This window comes from Janthinobacterium sp. TPC_1 (assembly GCF_056037845.1).
The window spans coordinates 184,016-202,964 of sequence record NZ_CP195157.1; the positions used below are offsets into that span (position 1 = coordinate 184,016).

General features: G+C 64.3%; 16 protein-coding genes and 7 pseudogenes. 3 read left to right on the plus strand and 20 right to left on the minus strand.

Annotated elements, in window-relative coordinates; translation table 11 throughout:
* Positions 1-26: 26 nt before the first annotated feature.
* The 11 genes and pseudogenes from flgJ to flgB form a co-directional block, all read right to left on the minus strand.
* The gene (flgJ, locus tag ACQVLG_RS00900; RefSeq protein ID WP_474292459.1) at positions 27-953 is read right to left on the minus strand and encodes a flagellar assembly peptidoglycan hydrolase FlgJ; all 927 of its coding nucleotides are present in this window, start codon (positions 951-953) and stop codon (positions 27-29) included.
* 10 nt (positions 954-963) lie between these two features.
* Positions 964-2,083, minus strand: a pseudogene (locus tag ACQVLG_RS00905) (flagellar basal body P-ring protein FlgI).
* 2 nt (positions 2,084-2,085) lie between these two features.
* Complete coding sequence (locus tag ACQVLG_RS00910; RefSeq protein ID WP_474292461.1) at positions 2,086-2,736, minus strand: flagellar basal body L-ring protein FlgH; 651 nt, start codon at positions 2,734-2,736, stop codon at positions 2,086-2,088.
* A 50-nt stretch (positions 2,737-2,786) separates the two neighbouring features.
* Positions 2,787-3,572, minus strand: a pseudogene (flgG, locus tag ACQVLG_RS00915) (flagellar basal-body rod protein FlgG).
* A 72-nt stretch (positions 3,573-3,644) separates the two neighbouring features.
* Positions 3,645-4,388, minus strand: coding sequence for a flagellar basal body rod protein FlgF (locus ACQVLG_RS00920; RefSeq protein WP_035821385.1), 744 nt, complete (start codon positions 4,386-4,388; stop codon positions 3,645-3,647).
* Positions 4,389-4,483: 95 nt separating this feature from the next.
* Positions 4,484-4,573: a flagellar basal body rod C-terminal domain-containing protein gene (locus ACQVLG_RS00925; protein ID WP_474295867.1), complete on the minus strand. Its 90-nt coding sequence runs from the start codon at positions 4,571-4,573 to the stop codon at positions 4,484-4,486.
* 27 nt (positions 4,574-4,600) lie between these two features.
* Positions 4,601-5,455, minus strand: a pseudogene (locus ACQVLG_RS00930) (flagellar hook-basal body complex protein); the annotation flags it as partial.
* A complete protein-coding gene (locus ACQVLG_RS00935) occupies positions 5,362-6,009 on the minus strand; it encodes a flagellar hook-basal body complex protein (protein ID WP_474292463.1) in 648 nt (215 codons plus the stop codon). The gene ACQVLG_RS00935 and the pseudogene ACQVLG_RS00930, both read right to left, overlap by 94 nt.
* Before the next feature lie 81 nt (positions 6,010-6,090).
* The gene (locus ACQVLG_RS00940) at positions 6,091-6,786 is read right to left on the minus strand and encodes a flagellar hook assembly protein FlgD (protein WP_230539685.1); all 696 of its coding nucleotides are present in this window, start codon (positions 6,784-6,786) and stop codon (positions 6,091-6,093) included.
* A 15-nt stretch (positions 6,787-6,801) separates the two neighbouring features.
* Positions 6,802-7,203 (minus strand): flagellar basal body rod protein FlgC, encoded by a 402-nt coding sequence (gene flgC / locus ACQVLG_RS00945; protein WP_071075845.1) that lies wholly within the window; start codon positions 7,201-7,203, stop codon positions 6,802-6,804.
* Positions 7,204-7,205: 2 nt separating this feature from the next.
* Positions 7,206-7,659: pseudogene (gene flgB, locus ACQVLG_RS00950) on the minus strand (flagellar basal body rod protein FlgB).
* Between the two features lie 191 nt (positions 7,660-7,850).
* On the opposite strand from flgB, the pseudogene flgA reads away from it, so the two are divergent.
* The 3 genes and pseudogenes from flgA (at position 7,851) to ACQVLG_RS00965 (ending at position 9,444) form a co-directional block, all read left to right on the plus strand.
* Positions 7,851-8,548 (plus strand): annotated as a pseudogene (gene flgA, locus ACQVLG_RS00955) (flagellar basal body P-ring formation chaperone FlgA).
* Positions 8,549-8,659: 111 nt separating this feature from the next.
* A complete protein-coding gene (gene flgM / locus ACQVLG_RS00960; protein ID WP_034787161.1) occupies positions 8,660-8,968 on the plus strand; it encodes a flagellar biosynthesis anti-sigma factor FlgM in 309 nt (102 codons plus the stop codon).
* An 8-nt stretch (positions 8,969-8,976) separates the two neighbouring features.
* Positions 8,977-9,444, plus strand: a complete 468-nt coding sequence (locus ACQVLG_RS00965; RefSeq protein ID WP_474292464.1) for a flagella synthesis protein FlgN — start codon at positions 8,977-8,979, stop codon at positions 9,442-9,444.
* Between the two features lie 18 nt (positions 9,445-9,462).
* On the opposite strand, the gene ACQVLG_RS00970 is transcribed toward ACQVLG_RS00965, so the two are convergent.
* From ACQVLG_RS00970 to flhB, 9 genes and pseudogenes are all read right to left on the minus strand, one after another.
* Complete coding sequence (locus ACQVLG_RS00970) at positions 9,463-10,317, minus strand: hypothetical protein (protein WP_474292466.1); 855 nt, start codon at positions 10,315-10,317, stop codon at positions 9,463-9,465.
* 72 nt (positions 10,318-10,389) lie between these two features.
* Positions 10,390-10,752, minus strand: a complete 363-nt coding sequence (locus ACQVLG_RS00975) for a translation initiation factor Sui1 (RefSeq protein WP_230539689.1) — start codon at positions 10,750-10,752, stop codon at positions 10,390-10,392.
* 50 nt (positions 10,753-10,802) lie between these two features.
* Positions 10,803-11,591 carry a flagellar motor protein MotD gene (gene motD / locus ACQVLG_RS00980; RefSeq protein ID WP_230539979.1) on the minus strand — a complete coding sequence of 263 codons (789 nt, stop codon included), beginning with the start codon at positions 11,589-11,591 and terminating at the stop codon, positions 10,803-10,805.
* A gap of 16 nt (positions 11,592-11,607) precedes the next feature.
* Positions 11,608-12,354: a flagellar motor protein gene (locus ACQVLG_RS00985; protein ID WP_099377957.1), complete on the minus strand. Its 747-nt coding sequence runs from the start codon at positions 12,352-12,354 to the stop codon at positions 11,608-11,610.
* Positions 12,336-13,067, minus strand: coding sequence for an RNA polymerase sigma factor FliA (locus ACQVLG_RS00990; protein ID WP_230539690.1), 732 nt, complete (start codon positions 13,065-13,067; stop codon positions 12,336-12,338). Before ACQVLG_RS00990 ends, ACQVLG_RS00985 begins: the two co-directional genes overlap by 19 nt.
* 44 nt (positions 13,068-13,111) lie before the next feature.
* Positions 13,112-13,975 (minus strand): MinD/ParA family ATP-binding protein, encoded by an 864-nt coding sequence (locus ACQVLG_RS00995; protein WP_474292469.1) that lies wholly within the window; start codon positions 13,973-13,975, stop codon positions 13,112-13,114.
* Positions 13,968-15,297 (minus strand): annotated as a pseudogene (gene flhF / locus ACQVLG_RS01000) (flagellar biosynthesis protein FlhF). The gene ACQVLG_RS00995 and the pseudogene flhF overlap by 8 nt, the downstream one beginning before the upstream one ends.
* Positions 15,298-15,608: 311 nt before the next feature.
* Positions 15,609-17,668 (minus strand): annotated as a pseudogene (flhA, locus tag ACQVLG_RS01005) (flagellar biosynthesis protein FlhA).
* Positions 17,556-18,899, minus strand: a complete 1,344-nt coding sequence (gene flhB / locus ACQVLG_RS01010; protein ID WP_474292471.1) for a flagellar biosynthesis protein FlhB — start codon at positions 18,897-18,899, stop codon at positions 17,556-17,558. Before flhB ends, flhA begins: the two are co-directional and overlap by 113 nt.
* Positions 18,900-18,949: the final 50 nt, after the last annotated feature.

An 18,949-nucleotide genomic window follows, 5' to 3' on the forward strand; every position in this document is an offset into this window, starting at 1 on the left:
GCGCTGCCTCAGGGTCAGGCGGGGGATTAGCCGACCAGCGAATGCTTGATGATTTTTGTCAGTTTGGCAGCGTAATTCGGGTCCGTCGCATAGCCGGCCTTTTGCAAGCCCTGGGCAAAGGTGCTGGCGTCGCCCGCGCTGGCCAGCACTTTTTCATAGCGTTTGTTGTTGGTAATCAACTGTGCATAATCCTTGAAGCTGTCCGCGTAGCTGTCGTAGGCGCGGAATTTCTCCACCTTGCGCTGCGCCTTGCCATTCACATATTCCGTCGTGACGGCTTCCGTGACCTTGCCCTTCCAGTCGGCGCTGGCCTTGATGCCGAACAGGTTGTGGCTGCTGCTGCCGTCGCGGCTGATGATTTCGCGCTTGCCCCAGCCCGTTTCCAGCGCCGCCTGGCCCAGCATGAATTTGGCCGGGATGCCGGTGGCGCGGCTGGCCTCTTCCGCATGCACGCCCAGCTTTTCCTGGAAGGCGCGCACATGCGGCGCCTGCGTGGCGTTGGCCTTGTCGCTGAGGGTCTTGCCGGCGCCGGCGGCGCTGCCCGCGCCTTCCGTCAGGGCGCCCTGCTGCTGGCGGAACGCGGCCAGCGCCTGCGCCATGCTGGAAGACCGGGGCGACGGCGCTTCGGCGCCATCGGCGGCCAGCGCCTGGTTCGACGACGACAGCTGGCGGATCAGCACGTCCGCCAGGCCCGTGCCCCGCTTGGCCAGGTTCTGGCTCGTCTGCTGGTCCAGCATCGAGGTGTACATCTTGCTTTGCTGGCTATCCATGATGCCGTCCTGCGGCGTGGCTTCGCGCATGCTTTTCATCATCATGTTGATGAACATGGCTTCGAATTGCGTGGCCGCCTCTTTCAGGGCGGCGGGGTCCTTCGCCTTGGCGGACTGGCGCAAGCCATCCATGCCCTTGACGTCGTAGGCGGCGGTTTTGCTGAGGTCGGTTTGGCTGATCATGGCGTGTCCATCAGATAATTTCGAGTTCGGCGCGCAGCGAACCGGCCGCCTTCATCGCCTGCAGGATGGCCAGCAAGTCTTGCGGCGAGGCGCCGATGGCGTTGAGGGCCTTGACCACATCGGACAGCGAAGCGCCGCCCTTGACCAGCATGACCTTGCCCGGTTCCTTCTTGATATCGATCTGCGCCGTCTGCGTGACCACCGTGCGTCCGCCCGACAGCGGCGCCGGCTGGCTCACCTGCGGCTCGACATTGATGGTGACGGACAGGTTGCCGTGCGAAATGGCGCACGTTTCCAGGGTCACGGACTGGTTCATGACGACGGAACCGGTGCGCGCATTCATGATGACCTTGGCCGCCAGGCGGGCCGGATTGACTTCGATGCTTTCCAGCTGGCCCAGGAAGGACACGCGCTGGTCGCTGCCGCTCGGCGACTGCACCTGGATCACGCGGCCGTCCAGCGCGGCGGCCGTGCCGGCGCCGTAGCGGCTGTTGATGGCGTCGACCACGCGGCTGGCGGTGGCGAAATCGGTGGCGTTCGTTCAATTCCAGGCGGATGGTGTTGTTGGCGCCCAGCGCCGAAGGCACGGTGCGCTCGACGGTGGCGCCGCCCGAGATGCGGCCCACGCTCAGGTGATTGATGACGACGGAGCTGCCGGCCGCCTGCGCGCCCACGCCGCCCACCAGCACGTTGCCCTGCGCCATGCCATACACCTGGCCATCGGCGCCCTTCAGCGGCGTCATCAATAAAGTGCCGCCGCGCAAGCTTTTCGCATTGCCCATCGACGACACGGTCACGTCGAGCAACTGGCCCGGCTGGGCAAACGCGGGCAAGGCCGTCGTCACCATCACGGCGGCCACGTTTTTCAGCTGCAAACTGGTGCCTTGCGGCAAGTTGATACCCTGCTGCTGCAGCATCGCCGCCACGCTCTGGATGGTAAACGGCGTCTGCGTGGTCTGGTCGCCGCTGCCGTCGAGGCCGACGACGAGGCCATAGCCCATCAGCTGATTCTGGCGCACGCCGGCGATGCTGGCCAGGTCCTTGATGCGTTCGGCCTGCGCCACGGGCGCCAGCAGGGAAATGGCCAGGCCGCAGATGGCGGCAATGCGGGGGAAAGTCAAGGTGGCCATGATCAGAATGGCAGCAGGCTGAGGAAGAAGCGCGAGGCCATCGAGGCCATTTCGGCGCGGTCGATCTGGCTGTTGGTGCGGTATTCGACGCGCGCTTCGGCCACCTGGGTCGATGGCACGACGTTGCCGGCGCCGATGGTGTCCGGATTGACCATGCCCGAGAAGCGGATGAATTCCGTGCCCTTGTTCATGGCGATCTGTTTCTCGCCGGCGACGATGAGATTACCGTTTGGCAAAACCTCGATCACCGTCACGCCGATCGTGCCGCTAAACGTGTTGCTGGCGGACTGGTTGTCGCCATCGGCAAATTTCGTCGCGCCATTTGCCGCCACGGTGCCGCCCAGGCGGCCCTGCAGCATGCCCGGCGTGCTGAAGCCCACGCTGCCCGACTTGTTGCCGGAACTGGCGCCCGCCTTGACGGCATTCGTGCGCTCGGTGATGGCGATCGTCATGGTGTCGCCCACGTGGCGCGCGCGGCGGTCTTCGAAGGCGGGCCGGTAGGTCGACGGCTGGTAGATGGAACCGTTGCTGACGACCACCGGTTCGGGCATCGGCGCGCGCGTGGAGGTCGGGTATTGCACGATGGACGTGGGCGTGATGGCGCAGCCGGACAGCAGGACTGCGGACAACAGGGCGATGATGGGGTATTGCATGGCGAACCTCCGCTGCCATCCGGCGGCGGATGGCATGACGACTATAAAAATTAAAGTTGCGACAATTTCTGCAGCATTTGATCGGATGTGGTGATGGCCTTGCTGTTGATCTCGTAGGCGCGCTGCGTCTGGATCATGTTGACCATTTCCTCGGCCACGTTGACGTTCGAGGTCTCGATATAGCCCTGCATCAGCACGCCGGCGCCGTTGGTGCCCGGGGTGTTGGTCTGCGCCACGCCGGAAGCGCCCGTTTCCATGTACAGTTTTTTTCGCCCTTCGATTCCAGGCCGGCGGGATTGACGAAAGTGGTCAGCTGCAGCGAGCCGATTTGCGATGGCGCAACGGTATCGGGCAAGGTGACGGAGACGGTGCCGTCGCGCGCCACGGTCAGGCTCAGCGCATTCGTCGGCACGGTGATGGCAGGCTGGATGACGAAGCCTTCGGAGGTGACGAGCTGGCCGTTGGCATCCGTCTGGAACGAGCCGTCGCGCGTGTAGGCGGTGGCGCCGTCCGGCATCAGCACCTGGAAAAAGCCCGTGCCGTTGACCATCACGTCGCGCGAATTGCCCGATGCCTGGGGATTGCCCTGGGTATGGATGCGTTCGGTAGCCACGGTGCGCACGCCCGTGCCGATCTGCAAGCCCGATGGCAGCTGGGTTTGCTGCGACGATTGCGCGCCCGGCTGGCGCACATTTTGATACAGCAAGTCTTCAAACACGGCGCGCGACTTCTTGAAGCCCGTGGTGCTGACGTTGGCCAGGTTATTTGGCGATCACGTCCATCTGCGTCTGCTGCGCTTCCAGGCCGGTCTTGGCTATCCAAAGTGAACGAATCATGATTTTTCTCCAATAACAGCGCTGGTCAGCCCTGTAGACTATTTCTATGTGACCATTATGCGTTGACCCCTATCAATTCAAAGCGAGGATCTGGGTGGCTTTCGCCGCGTTATTCTCGGCATTCTTCAACAGGCTCATTTGCGTTTCGAACTGGCGCGCCAGGGCGATCATGCTGACCATGGAGTCGACGGGGCTGACATTGCTGCCTTCCAGCGCACCGGTAGTCAGCTTGACGGCCTGGTCGGCCTGCGCCACCGTGCCATCCTTCAGGCGGAACAGGCCGTCGTCACCGCGCACCAGTTGCTGCTCGGGCGGGTTGACCAGCTTGATGCGTCCCAGCACTGTCGACGGGCCCGGCGGCACGTCGGTGGAAATCGTGCCCACCGTGCCGTCGCTGGCGATGGCCACCGTCACGCCGGGCGGAATCGCCATGGGACCCGTATCGCCCTGCACCATCAGGCCCGACTGCGTCTGCAGCATGCCGTTTTCATTGAGCTTCAGGGCGCCGTTGCGCGTGTAGGCTTCGGAACCGTCGGCCGACTGCACCGCGATCCAGCCGCCGTTTTCCACGGCCACGTCGAGCGCGCGGCCCGTGTGCTGCATCGGGCCTTGCGTGAAATCGGAACCGACCGTCGAATCGACGACGAAGGTGCGCGTCGGCATCATGCCATCGGCCACCACGGGCACGGCGCGGAACGAGTCGAGCTGGGCACGGAAACCCGTGCTGGTGGCGTTCGCCAGGTTGTTCGCCGTGGTCGCCTGCTTGTCCAGGATATGCTTGGCGCCCGAGCCGGCGGTGTAGATGAGACGGTCCATGTTTTATTTCTCCTGTTGCCTGAAACCCAAGGTAGAAACCGGGGTCGGACCCTGAGGGTCCGACCCCAGCCTTTCGCCGTTAGGGGTTCAATCCGTTAACGCAAGTTCACCAGAGTCTGTAAAACAGAATCCTGCGTCTTGATGGTCTGCGCATTCGCCTGGTAGGCGCGCTGGGCCGTGATCATGTTGACCAGTTCCGCCGTCAGGTCGACGTTCGACACTTCCACGGCCGAGGCGCGCAAGTTGCCCAGGGTACCCGTCTTCGGCTCGCCCGTGATGGGCTTGCCCGAGGCCGAGCTTTCCACCCAGGCGTTGTTACCCAGCGGCTCCAGGCCGTTCGGGTTGGTAAAGTTGCTCAACACCACCTGCCCCAGGGCGCGCGTTTTGCCATTGTTGTACTGGCCCTGGATGACGCCGTCGTCGCCCACGATGAACTGGCTCAGCTGGCCCGCCTTGTAGCCGTCCGCTTCCGTTTTCTTTTCCGCCGTGGCGGTGCCCAGCTGGGTCGATTTGCTGAAATCGACCTGGACCGACAGGGTCGGATTGGCACCCGTGGCCGGGAAGATCGGCAGGTTGACGGTGACGGGCAAGGTTTGCGGCGGCGTCAGGGCCAGCATGGCGGCCCGGTCCAGGCTGCCGACCGTATTGAAGACCAGCGAACCGGTCTTGACGGCGGGCACCGTGGTCACGGCGCGGATGGCGGCGTCGATCTGGTCGGGCGTGCGGCTCGAGTTGATGCCATTCGGCACGGCACTGCCGTAGGTGGCGGCGATGGCGGCCAGTTGCGCCGGCGTGGCGCCCGCGGCGGCGGCGGCGGCCGACACGGCGGCGCCGACCGCATTGCCATAGGCGACGGCGGCCGTCGTCACATTGGCCGGCACCAGCGGCACGGCCGTGGCGGCGGCCTGGTAGGCGGCGCGCGCGGCCAGCGAGGCAGGGTCCGTCTGCAGGGCGGCCGCGACCTTCATGCTGGTCACTTCCGTGCCGTCAACGGCCGAGTAGACGTCCCAGGTGTTGGTGCCCGTCTTGACGTAGAAATTCGACATGATGTGGGAATTGCCCAGCGAATCGAAGACTTCGACGGGGAATTGCTTGCTGTACGTGGTGTCATCAGTGAGCTTGAACGGCACGTGACCGTGGTCGGCATGGCCGTATTCGAATTGAGGTTGACTTGCGTGTCGACCTTGGTCGTTGCCTGGGGTTTCATGTCCGACTGGTCGATCTGCAGGGGCACGACGGCACCGGCGACGATCTTGCCGTTGGCGTCGGCCGCATAGCCGGTCAGCTGCGCCAGCTGGGCGTTGACGATGAAACCGCTCTTGTCGACCTGAAACTGGCCATTGCGCGAGTACTGGACGGCGCCGTTGACGCTGGTACGGAAGAAGCCGCCGCCATTGATGGCGATGTCGAGGGGGTTCGACGACGATTCCAGGTTGCCCTGGTTAAATTGCTGGGCGATTTGCGAGACCGACACGCCGATCCCCGCCTGGTTGCCGCCCACGCCATACAGCGAATTGGCATAAATGTCAGCGAACTGGGCCTGCGACTGCTTGAAACCGACGGTGGACGAGTTGGCGATGTTGTTACCGATGACGTCCAGCGATTTGGCGGCGCCATTCAAAGCCGCTCAGGCCTTGTTGGAAAGACATTGTGTTCTCCTGGTAGAAATTAGGGGGTGAGGGTCACGCTAAGGGGAAGCGGCTTACAGAATCTGTTTCACGTCGGCCATGGTGATGCTGCCCACGCCCGGGACATTCAATTTCACGCCCTTCGCGCCCGTCGACACGCTGGCGACCGAACCGAACATCAGCGCCGTTGCATCCTTGAGCTTGGTGCCGCCGCGCGTGGCTTCCACCGCGAAGGTATACGCGCCGTCGGCCAGCACGACCGGCTTGCCGTCCTTGTCGAGGTCGGCGGTGGAGCCGTTCCAGCCCAGCGGCAAGGTACCGGCAGGCTGCGCGCCCAGGTCGATGGAATGGACTTCCTTGCCATCCTTGTAGATGATGACCTTGACCTTGTCGGCGGCCGTGGCAAGGTCCACGCCCAGCAGCGCGGCGCTCTTGCTCAGGTTGATATCCTTGCCTGCCGTCAACACGCCGTGGCCGATGATGTTGGCCGCCTGCATGGATTCGGCTTGCTGGTAGCTGGCTTTCAAGCTTTCCACGGTGGTATTGAGCTTGTTGACGCCCGTCACCGTGGACAGCTGGGCCAGCTGGCTGGTCAATTGCGCATTGTCCAGCGGATTCATCGGATCCTGATTTTTCAGCTGGGTGACCAGCAGGGTGAGGAATTTGTTCGTTTCCGCTTCGACACTGCCTGCCGCGGCCGTCGTCTTCTTCGGATTCATCGTCGCCATCAGGTCGGTGGTGACGGAGGTCGTGGTATCGATGGTTGCCATAATGATCAGTCAGCCTTACTGGCCGAGGGTAAGGGTTTTCAGGAGCAGCGACTTGGCCGCGTTCATGGTTTCCACGTTGGTCTGGTACGAGCGCGAAGCGGACAGCATGTTGACCATCTCGTCGACCGTATTCACGTTGGGCATGGTGACGTAGCCCTTCTCGTCGGCCAGCGGGTTCTTCGGGTCGTATACCAGCTTCATCGGCGACGGGTCTTCGATCACCTTCTGCACCTTGACGGCCGTGGCGCCGTTGGCCATGGGCACGGCTTCGAACACCACCTGCTTGGCGCGGTAGGCTTCGCCCGTGGCGCTGGTGGCGCTGTCGGCATTGGCCAGGTTGCTGGCCACCGTGTTCAGGCGCTGCGCCTGGGCGCTCATGGCCGAACCGGAAACATTGAAGATATTAAATAGCGACATGATTATTGTCCTCCCTGAATGGCCGTCAGCATGCCCTTGATCTGCGAGTTGAGGAACGTGACGGCCGCCTCGTAGCGGATGGCATTGTCGGCAAAGGCGTTGCGTTCCAGGTCCATGTCGACCGTATTGCCATCGACGGCACCCTGGGCCGGCGCGCGGTACAGCAGCGGCGTGCCGTCGGCCAGGGTCTCGACCTTGCCGCCCGTGCTGCCGCCCACGGCGGCGGCCACGCCCTTGCCCGGCATATGCTGCGGCGCCGTGCCCTTCAGGGCCGGCGGCACGCCATCCTTGCGCGCCATCGCCCCCCTTCAGGGCGGCGGCGAAATCGACGTCGCGCGCCTTGTAGTTGGGCGTGTCGGCATTGGCGATATTCGAGGCGAGCAATTCCTGGCGCGTCGAGCGCAGGCTCAGCGCCGTCTCGTTGAAGCGCATGTAATCGTCGAGTTTCCCTATCATGTCAGGCTCCGGAAAGATCTGCCACTGGCGCCCAAGATGGCGGAAGGATGGCGGTATAGTGATGACAGGAAACATAGTACGGCGCCCGCCCGCAAGGCCATCGCCGGATCAGACCATACTTTTACCCCTTAATCGGCGCTTCGAACGGGGCGGCGCGCACTATCATGGCACTATTCCAGAGGCCTATCACCATGAAAACACCGCTCGCTTTCCTCTTTGCTCTTGCCGCCCTGACGCCGTTGGCGCAGGCGCAGAACGCCGGCCGGCAAACGCCGGAAGCGCTGCGCAACAGCGTGGAACAATTCCTGCAAGTGCAAAGCAACGGCTTGCCGGGCAAGGTGACGATCACCGTCGGCGCCGTCGATCCACGCCTGAACCTGGCCGCCTGCCCCGCGCCGCAAGCGTTCATGGCGCCGGGCGCCCGCGCCTGGGGCAAGACCACCGTGGGCGTGCGCTGCACGGCCCCGTCCAGCTGGACCATCTATCTGCAAGCGAACGTGGCCGTCGTGGGCGACTACGTGGCCAGCGCCGTGCCGCTGGCGCAAGGGCAAGCCATCGACGCCAGCCAGCTGGTGACGATGCAGGGCGACCTGGCCGCATTGCCGGCAGGCATCGCCACCGACATGGCCCAGGTGGTGGGCGCCAGCACGAATATTTCCTTGCCACCAGGCACGCCGATGCGCCTCGATACCCTGCGCCGCAAGCCGGTGGTGATGCAGGGCCAGCTGGTACGCGTCGTTTCCAGTGGCAACGGTTTCCAAGTGGCATCAGAAGGACGCGCCATCGGCAGCGCCGGCGATGGCCAGACGGTGCAGGTACGCACGCAGAGCGGCCAGCAGATCAGCGGCGTGGCGCGCGGGCTGGCGGGCTGGTGGAGGTGGCGTTCTAAACACGGATGGATAGCGATATTGTAGTCTGGCGCACTAAAGTTCCTGGATAAGATGCCGATAAGAAGTCATATCCCGGAGTTTTTTGACTTCGACCAGACGAGGATCACGCTGTGAAAATTACCGACAACACCATTAAAAGCAATCCCGGCCTGCCGGTGGCGCCCGCGAGCACTTCCGGCGCCCGGAATGCCGAGAAAGCCCAGGCAACACCGACGACGTCGGACAATGTACGCCTGTCGCCGCAAGGACAGGCATTAGCGGCCAGTGCAACTGCCGGCAGCGGCGCCGTGTTCGACACGAAAAAAGTCGAACGCATCAAGCTGGCGATCGCCGACGGCCAGTTCCAGGTCAATTCTGAAAAAGTGGCGGACGGGCTCCTCGACACAGTCAAGGACTTGCTGCACTCACGAAATAGATAGGTTCCCTCATGCAATCAGTGACTCCGTTTTCCAGCCTGCGCGACGAGCAACAGCTCATGACCACATTGCTGGCATTGATGAAAGAAGAACAGCGGCATCTGGTTGCGGCTGACATCGATGCAATCACGGAGCTCACCGTACGCAAGACGGCACTCGTCGGACAACTGAGCCAGCTGGCGGCGCAACGCCACCAGGCGCTGGCGGCAGCCGGCTTCACGGCCGCCGAAGCGGGCATGGAAGACTGGCTGCCCGGCGCCAATGAAGCCGAAGCGGCGCCCCTGTGGAAAGCCCTGCTCGAGACCACGCGCGAAGCCAAGGAACAAAACCGCCTGAACAGCCTGCTCGTCAACAAGCACATGGTTCATACGCAAGGCGCCCTGAACGCCATGCGCCCCCCGGCCCAGAGCGGCAATTTCTACGGCCCCAGCGGCCAGGCGACGACAAACACGGCCAGCCGCCGCGTCGTCATCGGCTAGTCCCCCTTCTTTGCCCGTTCAGCCGTGCGCGGGACGCCCCGTGTGCTGGCGGAATTTTGCCGCGATGGCCTGCCCCTTCGCCGCGGCGGCGGCTTGCTGCTCCGGCGTCAGTTCCGCCTGCAGCCAGTGCCAGTATTCATCCTGATACGGATTGGTGACGCCGGGCGCCAGGATATCGTCATACACGAGGCGCAGGGCCAGCAGGTAGCCATACGCTTGCGGCGCATCCTTCTGCACCACCTCGCCATCGCGCAGATACGCCATCATCAGGGTAGCCACGCTGGAGAGTTCAGCCTCGTCCGCCTGCGCCGTCAGCTGGGCGATGGCTTGCCGCTTCCACGCCTGCACCAGCGGGTCGTCGGGACGGTTGCGCAGGGCGCTGCGGTCGCCGAACGGCCCTTCCGACAGGAACAGGGTGGCCGCACCGGGCACGCCGCCTTGCGCGGCGCTGGCCAGGTAAGCCAGGCGATCGTCGCGCTGGCGCTGCGTCAGCCCCCCGCACAGCTGCTGCTGGGCGGCTTTTTCTTCCGCCGTCATCTCGCGTCCCAGCTCGAATTCCAGCCCCGGCAAGCGGTTTTCACGCTGGAAGACGATGCAGTCATCGATCAGGTTGAAGGCCGCATACGCGTCTTGCGCCCTGCCGCTGGCAGCCAGGCGTTCGAGCCGTTGCTCCAAGGAAACGACAACGGGCGCTTCAGCCGCAGGGACGGCGGCATCGATAGTCAAATACGATTCCAGGCTGCGTCCCGCCGGCGCGCTGGCGGCAGCGGTGGCAGATTCCGGCGCCCCGCCGCCGGGTGCGGGCCAGTACACGAGCGCCAGCACTGCCGCGATGGCAGCGGCGATGGCGATACTGGTGAATTTGACGTTCATGGTGAGGATGCGCGTGGACGGAAGCGCACGTTACCACAGGCCTGCGGCAGCGGGCCGCACGCCTGCGCACGCTCAGCCGCCGGCCTTTTTCGGCTGGTGGCCCAGCTTGGCCAGCGCGGCCATCACCGTCTCGACGTGGTCGCCCTGCACTTCGATCACGCCATCCTTGACCGTGCCGCCCGAGCCGCACTGCGTGCGCAGCTGCTTGCCCAGCAGGGCCAGCGCGATGGCGTCCAGCGGCAAGCCTTTCACCACGGTGACGCTTTTGCCGCCGCGGCCCTTGGTCTGGCGCGACACGCGCACCACGCCGTCGCCGATTGGTGCCGCCTTCGCTTGCGCCTGGCAGGCGCACTGCGCCAGCGGCTGGCGGCAGGCGGGGCACATGCGGCCCGTTTCAGTGGAATACACGAGACCGCCCAGGGAACTGCTTTTCATGATGAAGAGATAAAAAGGGAGAAGGCCGCGATTGTACCAAGCGCCGGGGTTCAGTTGGCGGGAGCCGGAGCAGGTGCTATGGGCGGCGTCGGCACTTCCGTCACCGTTTCCGGGATGCCCGACAAGATCGTCACGGCCACGCGGCGGTTGCGCGCACGCCCTTCCGGGGTTTCGTTGGGCGCCACGGGGATGTTGTCCGCGTGGCCGACGGCCGTCAGGCGCGTGGCCTTGACGCCGCTGGCGATGAACAAACGCACGACGGCGCTGGCGCGCGCGGCCGACAGTTCCCAGTTCGAGGCAAAGGTCGAATTGCTGATCGGCTGGACATCCGTATGCCCTTCCACCTGCACGTCGTGCGTGTCATCCTTGAGCAGCACGGCGACGGCGCGCAGGGCCTGGTCCGATTCCGCCGTCAAGCCCGCCGCACCCGGGTCGAACAGCACGCTGGCGTTGATTTCCACGCTGACGCCGCGGCTCGTCTGCGTCACGCGCACCTTGCCTTCCTTCACCAGCGGCGCCAGGGTGGATGTGAGGTCCTGCGCCAGGCGCGTCATGTGTTCGCGCTCGCGGCGGATGGCTTCCGTGCGGCGTTTCAGGGCGGGGTTTGGCAGCGGGATCGCTTGCGGCGCTTCCATGATGATGGGCGGCGCGCCCTTTTCCAGGCTGAAGGCCTGGCCGATGGCATTCTGGAAGACGCGGTATTTGCCTTCGTTGACTTGCGAAATCGCGTACATGACGACGAAAAAGGCGAACAGCAAGGTGATGAAGTCGGCGTACGAGATCAGCCAGCGGTCCTGGTTGTCCGGTTCCTCGTCATACTTCCTGCGCGCGCGCCGCATCATGGTCAGTGCTCGCTCAGTGCTCGTGAAGCAGGCTGGCGACGCGCTCTTCGATGATGCGCGTATGGTCGCCCGTGGCGATGTCGTACAGCACGGCGGCCGTGATTTCATACTGCAGCACGCGGCGCGAGACGATGGCCTTGAGTTTATTGGCCACCGGCAGGAACAGCAGGTTGGCCAGGCCCACGCCATAAATCGTCGAGACGAAGGCCACGGCGATGCCGCTGCCCAGCTTGCTCGGGTCGGTGAGGTTTTCCATGACGTGGATCAAGCCCAGCACGGCGCCCAGGATGCCGATGGTGGGCGAATAGCCGGCCGCCGATTCCCACACCTTGACGGCCTGGCGCTCGGCCATTTCATAGGCGGAGATTTCCACGTCGAGCAGCTGGCGCAGCTTGTCGGGCGCGATGCCGTCGACGATCATGCGCAAACCCTTGGCGTTGAAGCGGTCGGCCGTGTTTTCCATCAGGCGTTCGAGCGCCAGCGGGCCGTCGCGGCGCGCCGTCAGGCTCCATTGCCCGATGTCGCGCGCCAGCGCGGCGCGCGTGTCGGACGGCGGCAAGAACACCCAGCGCAGCATTTCCAGGCCGCGGACAAAAGTGCGCAGGCGCGTCTGCAGCAGCACGGCGCCGAAGGTGCCGACGATGACGATGGCGAAGGCGGCCGGCTGCAGCAGGGAGGCCATCTTGCCGCCTTCCAGTGCCTGGCCGACCAGCAGGCCCGCCAGCGCCAGCGCCAGCCCGATTACGCTGGACCAGTCCACGCCAGCTCCCTCAAGGTTGCGCGCAGGCGCGCGACGGCCTGGGTATGCAGCTGCGAGACGCGCGATTCCGATACGCCCATCACCGCGCCGATCTCCTTCAGGTTCAGCTCTTCTTCGTAATACAGACCCATGAGTATTTTCTCGCGTGGCGGCAGCGCGTCGATGGCATCGATCACGGATTGCCGGAAATCGGTGTCGAGCAGGGAACGCAAGGGGTCGCTGCCCTCGTCCACGCAGTGGCGGTCGAGGAAGCTGTCATTGCCGTCCGGATCATGAAAGTCTTCGTAGTACACCAGCTGGTGGCCGCCGCCGTCGCCCAGCATTTCCTGGTAGTCGGCCAGCGACATTTTCAGCAGTTTCGCCACTTCCGACTCCGTCGGCGGGTGGCCCAGTCTCTGCTGCAGGATGCTCATCGCCTCTTCGATCTTGCGCATGTTCTGGCGCATGCTGCGCGGCAGCCAGTCGCTGGTGCGCAATTCGTCGAGCATGGCGCCGCGGATGCGCAGCACGGCATACGTCTCGAACTGCGCGCCATGCGTCTCTTCATAGCGGGTAATGGCATCGAGCAGGCCGATCATGCCGGCCTGGATCAGGTCATCGACCTCGACCGAAGGCGGCAATTTCGCCTTCATATGGTGCGCCAGACGCTTCACCAGCGGAATATGCTCCGTCAGCAAATAGTCCTTGTTCGATTTCCCTTTGACCGTGTACATAGGCTGCTTATTGTTTTAACTGCTATCGTGTGCGGATGATGGAATCAGGCGCTGAACTGGTGCGGGCTCCCCGTCTGGTACAAGGTACCGCCGAGCACCGGCGCCGCCGAACGGGCCAGCCGCTCGGCCAGACCGCGAAACGCCACCGAGGCGCCCGCCAGCGGAAACGCATCGACCACGCTGCGGCCCAGACGCGCCGCGCGGTGCAGATACTCATCGGCAGGCACTGACCCCATCGAGGTCAGCTTCACGGCCAGGTAGCGGCTTGCCGCCTGCGCCATATTATCGTACACCACTTTTGCCTCGGATTCGGAAGCGCCGGTGACGAGAATGCCGAACGGACGGCGCCCCAGCTCCTGGCTCAGGCGCTTGATCAGGCAGTAGGCCGCCTTGATCGAGGTGGCACTGGTTGACACTTGCACCACGATATCCGACGAAGCCATCAGCGGCACGGGGAAGCAATCGCCCTCGTCGGCGACGACGCCGTCGACCAGCACGATGCCGCTCTGGCGCGCCAGCACCTCGAAAGTCTTGCCCAGGCGGCGCAGTTCATCGGCGCCCGCATAGTCCATGCTGTCCATCAGGTGGTTGCGCGCGCCCAGGCTGGCCACGCCGAAGCCTTGCGGCACCTGGTGGATGACCTGGTTCAAGCCGCACTGCTGGCGCGCCACGTCGCGCAGGCTGGCGCCGTGCGCCAGTCCCAGCCGTGCAGCCACGCCATCGCTGCCGCCGCTGGCGTCGAGCAGCAGCACGTCATTGCCGCCATAGACGAGCGAAGCGCCCAGGTTGACCAGCATGGCGCCCTTGTCGTCCTGCGGCGTGGCCGAGAGGAACGTCATGACGCGCGGCTGCGGGCCGGCCAGCATGCGGCGCAAGCCTTCGGCCTGGTCGAAATCGAAATTAGCCAAGGTGCACCCCGCGCGCTTCATTGTTGCGGGCGGCCGCCTGCGCCATCAGGAGCGGCAGTTCGGCATCGGAAAACTGCGTCGCCGCCGCATCGCGCTTGAGCTTGAAGGCGCGGTCGATCAGGTAGCCGCGGTCGGCCAGGTACAGGTCTTCCGGCACGCGCTGGCCGTTCGACACATAAAACAGGTTCAGCTTCTGGCGGATCACCACGTCGAGCACATTGCCGATCGAGGCCGCTTCATCAAGCTTGGTCATGATGCAGCCGGCCAGGCCGCTGCCCTGGTAGGCGCGCACCACTTCGTTCAGCGTTTCCTGCGTGGCCGTCGAGTTCAGGCACAGCAGGCGCTTCACGTCGGCGCCGGCGCCCGACAGCATGGCTACCTGCTCCGTCACCATCTGGTCGCGCTGGCTCACGCCCACCGTATCGATCAGCACCGTGTGCTTGTTTTTCAATTCTTTCAGGGCGATGCGCAAGTCCGCCTCGTCCTTCACCGAATGCACCATCACGCCGAGGATCTTGCCGTAGATGCGCAGCTGTTTCGTGCGCGCCGATACGATAGGCGTCCGTGGTGATCAGGGCCAGTTTTTCCGGGCCATGGCGCATCACGCAGCGCGCCGCCAGCTTGGCCGTGCTGGTGGTCTTGCCGACGCCGGTCGGGCCCACCAAGGCGAATACGCCGCCCTGCTCCAGCATGGCGTCTTCGTTAGCCACAGTATTGAGGTTGCGGCTCAGGACCGTCTTGATCCAGCGCATGCTTTGCGCGCCGTCGAGGCCGGCCGGCAGCTTGTCGATCAGGTAGCGCGCCAGGCTGGCCGAGAAGCCGGCGGCCAGCATTTCGCGCAGCACGACGGCTTTTTGCGGCTCGCGCTGCTGCGTCGAACCCCACGAGATTTCCGCCAGCTGGGTTTCCATCATGCCGCGCATGGCGCGGATTTCATTCATCATGCCGCTCATTTCGGCGGCGGCGTTTTCCTTGACGTGCGCCAGCGCGCTGGCCATCATCTGCTGCATGCGGGCCATGTCCACTGGCTCGGAGGCAGCCTGGCGCGGTGCGGCAGGACGTGGCGCGGCCGGGCGCTGGGCCGGGGCGGCCGCACGCTGCGGCGTGGCGAACTGGGTCTGCAACTGGGGACGGGGCTGGGCCATTTCGGAGGCGGCCGGCGGCGACGCCAGCGAAGCGGCATCGTCATTGGCCAGCGCGAGGATTTCCACCACGCCATCGGCCTGGCGGTTCGACAGGATCACGGCATCGGGGCCCAGCGCTTCGCGCACCTTGCGCAGCGCATCGCGCGACGAGGCGCCCGTAAATTTCTTCACATTCATGACCGGCCTCCCGGGGCGGGGGTGGCGCAATATGGGCTGAACTGTGTGACCATCATCGACTCCTGTTGCTTGAGTGCTGTCTTCCACATGGACACAGATCACCCGGACAGTTTCCATTATTAGCGATGCTTGGAGGAAATGATCGAAGGAACAGGACGGGAAAGTACCCGTTATTCAGTTTGCCAGTAGGAAATTGATGTTTATTTGACCAAAAGCAAGGGCTGGGAGGCTGGGGTCAGCCCCCCACTAACGCTAACCAAAGCTCCGCGCTAACGCTGGAGGGGGTCTGACCCCGGCACTAATGCTGTCGACTATTGCGCCCCCACCAGCGCCGTGACGCGGATCGTCTTGGTTTCCGGCACTTCCGCATGCGACAGCACTTTGAGCTGCGGCAAGGCGCGGCGCAGGAAGCGCGACAGCAAGGCGCGCAGCGGCGCCGGCACCAGCAGCACCGGCGTCAGTCCCAGCGCTTCCTGCTGCTGCGCGGCCAGGCCCGCCTGGTGCGCGATGGTGTCGGCCAGGCCCGGTTCGATGCCGGCGCCGTCGCCGCCATTGCCCATCGCTTGCATCAGCAAACGCTCCAGGCGGCTGTCGAGGGTCATCACGGACAGTTCGGCCGAGCCGGGGAACAGCTGCTGCACGATGGCGCGGCCCAGGGCCACGCGCACCAGCGCCGTCAGGTCGTTCGGGTCTTGCGTGCTGACCGTGTGCTCGGCCAGGGTTTCGATGATGGTGCGCATGTCGCGGATGTGCACGCCCTCGGCCAGCAGGTTCTGCAGCACCTTTTGCAGAGTCGACAACGACAGCATCTTCGGCACCAGGTCTTCCACCAGGCGCGGCGACTCCTTGCCCAGGTGGTCGAGCAGCGACTGCACCTCGGCGCGGCCCAGCAGCTCCGACGCGTGCGAGGTAATCAGATGGTTCAGGTGCGTGGCCACCACGGTGCCCGCATCGACCACCGTGTAGCCCATCGATTGCGCCTGGTCGCGCAGGCTGGCGTCGATCCAGGTGGCGGGCAAGCCAAAGGCGGGGTCGCTGGTGCTCAGGCCGGGCAAGGTGCCGCTGGCCATGCCGGGATTAATCGCCAGGAACTGGCCGTTGAACGCTTCGCCCACGCCCACTTCCACGCCCTTGAGGGTGATGCGGTAGGCCGACGGCTTCAATTCCAGGTTGTCGCGGATATGCACGGGTGGCGCCAGGAAGCCCACTTCCTGGGCGAATTTCTTGCGGATGCCTTTGATGCGTTTGAGTAATTCGCCGCCCTGGGTCTTGTCGACCAGGGGAATCAAACGGTAGCCCACTTCCAGGCCCAGGGTATCGACCGGCATGATGTCTTGCCAGCTGGCTTCTTCCTGCTCGGGCGCCACGGTCGCTTGCGGCACCTCGGCCGGCTTCTCGGCTGCCTCTTTTGCCTGCTCCCGCTTCTTGCTGATCAGATAGGCGGAACCGGCCAGCAGCGAGGCCAGCAGGATGAAGACCATGTTCGGCATGCCGGGGATCAGGCCCATGCCGCCGATGATGCCGGCGGTAATGTACAGCACTTGCGGTTTCGCAAACAACTGGCCCACCAGCTGGGTGCCGATGTCCTGTTCGCTGGCCACGCGCGAGACGACGATACCGGCCGCCGTGGAAATGATCAGCGAAGGAATCTGCGCCACCAGGCCGTCACCGATGGCCAGCAGGGTGTAATTCTTGAGCGCATCGGCAAAGCCCATGCGTGCTGCAGCAAACCCACCAGCAAGCCGCCGACGATATTGATGACGGTAACCATGATGCCGGCGATGGCGTCGCCGCGCACGTATTTGCTGGCACCGTCCATGGCGCCATAGAATTCCGCTTCCTGCGCCACTTCCGTGCGGCGGCGGCGCGCTTCGTCTTCGCCGATCAGGCCGGCGTTCAGGTCGGCATCGATGGCCATCTGTTTACCGGGCATGGCGTCCAGCGCGAAGCGGGCGCCCACCTCGGCGATACGGCCCGCGCCCTTGGTCACGACGGTAAAGTTGATGATCGTCAAAATGATAAACACCACGATACCGACCGTGTAGTTGCCGCCAATCAAGAAGTGACCGAACGCTTCGATCACTTTACCGGCCGCATCGGCGCCCGTATGGCCTTCCGTCAGCACCACGCGCGTGGAGGCCACGTTCAGCGACAGGCGCAGCATGGTCGAGACGAGCAAAATGGTCGGAAAAGCCATGAAATCGAGCGGCTTGACCGTGTACAGCGCCGTCAGCAGCACGATGATGGACAGCGCAATATTAAAGCTGAAGAAAATGTCGAGGATGAAGGCGGGCAGCGGCAGCACCATCATCGCCAGCAGCATGATGATGATGACCGGCGCGGCGATGCCCTTGCTGGCGTTGTTGCTCATTCCGCTGAGCCAGGCTGGCAATCTCAGGCCGTTCATGGTGTACTTCCTTTATTCTTGTCTGCCGCGCGGCTGCGGCTGCGGGCGGCGTCTGCGATGCGGGGTCGAGCGGGTCGAGCTCGGGCGGCACGTCGAGTTTTTTCGGCTTGTCGGGACGCTCGCCCTGGCCCTTGCCATAGCTGCGCAGCTGGAACACGTAGGCCAGCACTTCGGCCACGGCGCCGTACAGCGCCTCGGGAATCTCGTCGCCGATGTCCGTGTGCTTGTACAGCGCGCGCGCCAGGGCCGGCGCTTCCAGGATGGCGACCTTGTGTTCGCCAGCCAGTTCGCGGATCTTCGCCGCCACCTCGTCGATGCCCTTGGCCACCACCTGCGGCGCGCCGCGCGAATTTTCGCCGTATTTCAGCGCCACCGCATAGTGCGTCGGGTTGGTCACCACCACGTCGGCCGTCGGCACGTCGGCCATCATGCGGCGGCGCGACATTTCATGCTGCATCTGGCGGATCTTCGCCTTGATCTGCGGATTGCCGTCCGACTCCTTCGCCTCTTGCTTGACTTCCTGCAGTGACATTTTCATCTTGTTGGCGTAGTGCCACATCTGGTACGGGCCGTCGATGGCGGCGATCAGGCCCAGCGCGCCGACGATCAGCAAAAAGGCCGTGATCAGCAGGCTGATCAGATGAGCCGAGCCGGCGCGCAGGGATTCCACCGACAGGCCCAGCACGGCATCTTTTTGGTGCTGCATCACCATCCAGGCGACGACGCCGACGACGAGGGTCTTGGCGATGGCCTTGAGCAACTCCACCAGGGCATTCTTCGAAAACATATTGCCCAGGCCGCGAATCGGGTTGAGCTTGCCAAAATTGGGGGTGAACGCCTTGGAACTGAACAGCCAGCCGCCCACCAGCACGGGCGAGGCCAGGGCGACGAGCATGATGGCCAGCGCGTACGGCAGGCAAGTGAGCAGGACGGAACCCACGTCGTAGCCGATGCGCAACATCATCGCGTCGGGATTGAGTATCTGCTCCCGGTCCAGCGACAGGCCGGAAACCATGACGGCCGTCAGCCGCCGCACGATGGCGTCGCCGGCAAACCACAGGCAGCAGCCGGACGCCATCAACACAGTGAACGTTGCCACTTCACGCGATCGCGGAACGTCGCCTTCCTCACGCGCCTGCTCGAGGCGCTTCGGTGACGCGGCTTCGGTCTTTTCTGCGTCGCTGTCTTCCGACATCAATCAACTCCGGTGAAGTCCTGCAGCCTGGCTAGGCGCAATACGGACTG

Bases quoted from the DNA above. Each gene is read 5' to 3' on its own strand.
- flgJ (WP_474292459.1), bottom strand. From the start codon at position 953: ATGATCAGCCAAACCGACCTCAGCAAAACCGCCGCCTACGACGTCAAG.
- ACQVLG_RS00990 (WP_230539690.1), bottom strand. From the start codon at position 13,067: ATGTACACGGTCAAAGGGAAATCGAACAAGGACTATTTGCTGACGGAG.
- flhB (WP_474292471.1), bottom strand. From the start codon at position 18,899: ATGTCGGAAGACAGCGACGCAGAAAAGACCGAAGCCGCGTCACCGAAG.
- ACQVLG_RS00975 (WP_230539689.1), bottom strand. From the start codon at position 10,752: ATGAAAAGCAGTTCCCTGGGCGGTCTCGTGTATTCCACTGAAACGGGC.
- ACQVLG_RS00925 (WP_474295867.1), bottom strand. From the start codon at position 4,573: ATGATCACGGCCCAGCGCGCCTACCAGGCGAATGCGCAGACCATCAAG.
- ACQVLG_RS00965 (WP_474292464.1), top strand. From the start codon at position 8,977: ATGCAATCAGTGACTCCGTTTTCCAGCCTGCGCGACGAGCAACAGCTC.
- ACQVLG_RS00910 (WP_474292461.1), bottom strand. From the start codon at position 2,736: ATGCAATACCCCATCATCGCCCTGTTGTCCGCAGTCCTGCTGTCCGGC.
- ACQVLG_RS00920 (WP_035821385.1), bottom strand. From the start codon at position 4,388: ATGGACCGTCTCATCTACACCGCCGGCTCGGGCGCCAAGCATATCCTG.
- motD (WP_230539979.1), bottom strand. From the start codon at position 11,591: ATGCGGCGCGCGCGCAGGAAGTATGACGAGGAACCGGACAACCAGGAC.
- flgC (WP_071075845.1), bottom strand. From the start codon at position 7,203: ATGTCGCTATTTAATATCTTCAATGTTTCCGGTTCGGCCATGAGCGCC.
- ACQVLG_RS00940 (WP_230539685.1), bottom strand. From the start codon at position 6,786: ATGGCAACCATCGATACCACGACCTCCGTCACCACCGACCTGATGGCG.
- ACQVLG_RS00970 (WP_474292466.1), bottom strand. From the start codon at position 10,317: ATGAACGTCAAATTCACCAGTATCGCCATCGCCGCTGCCATCGCGGCA.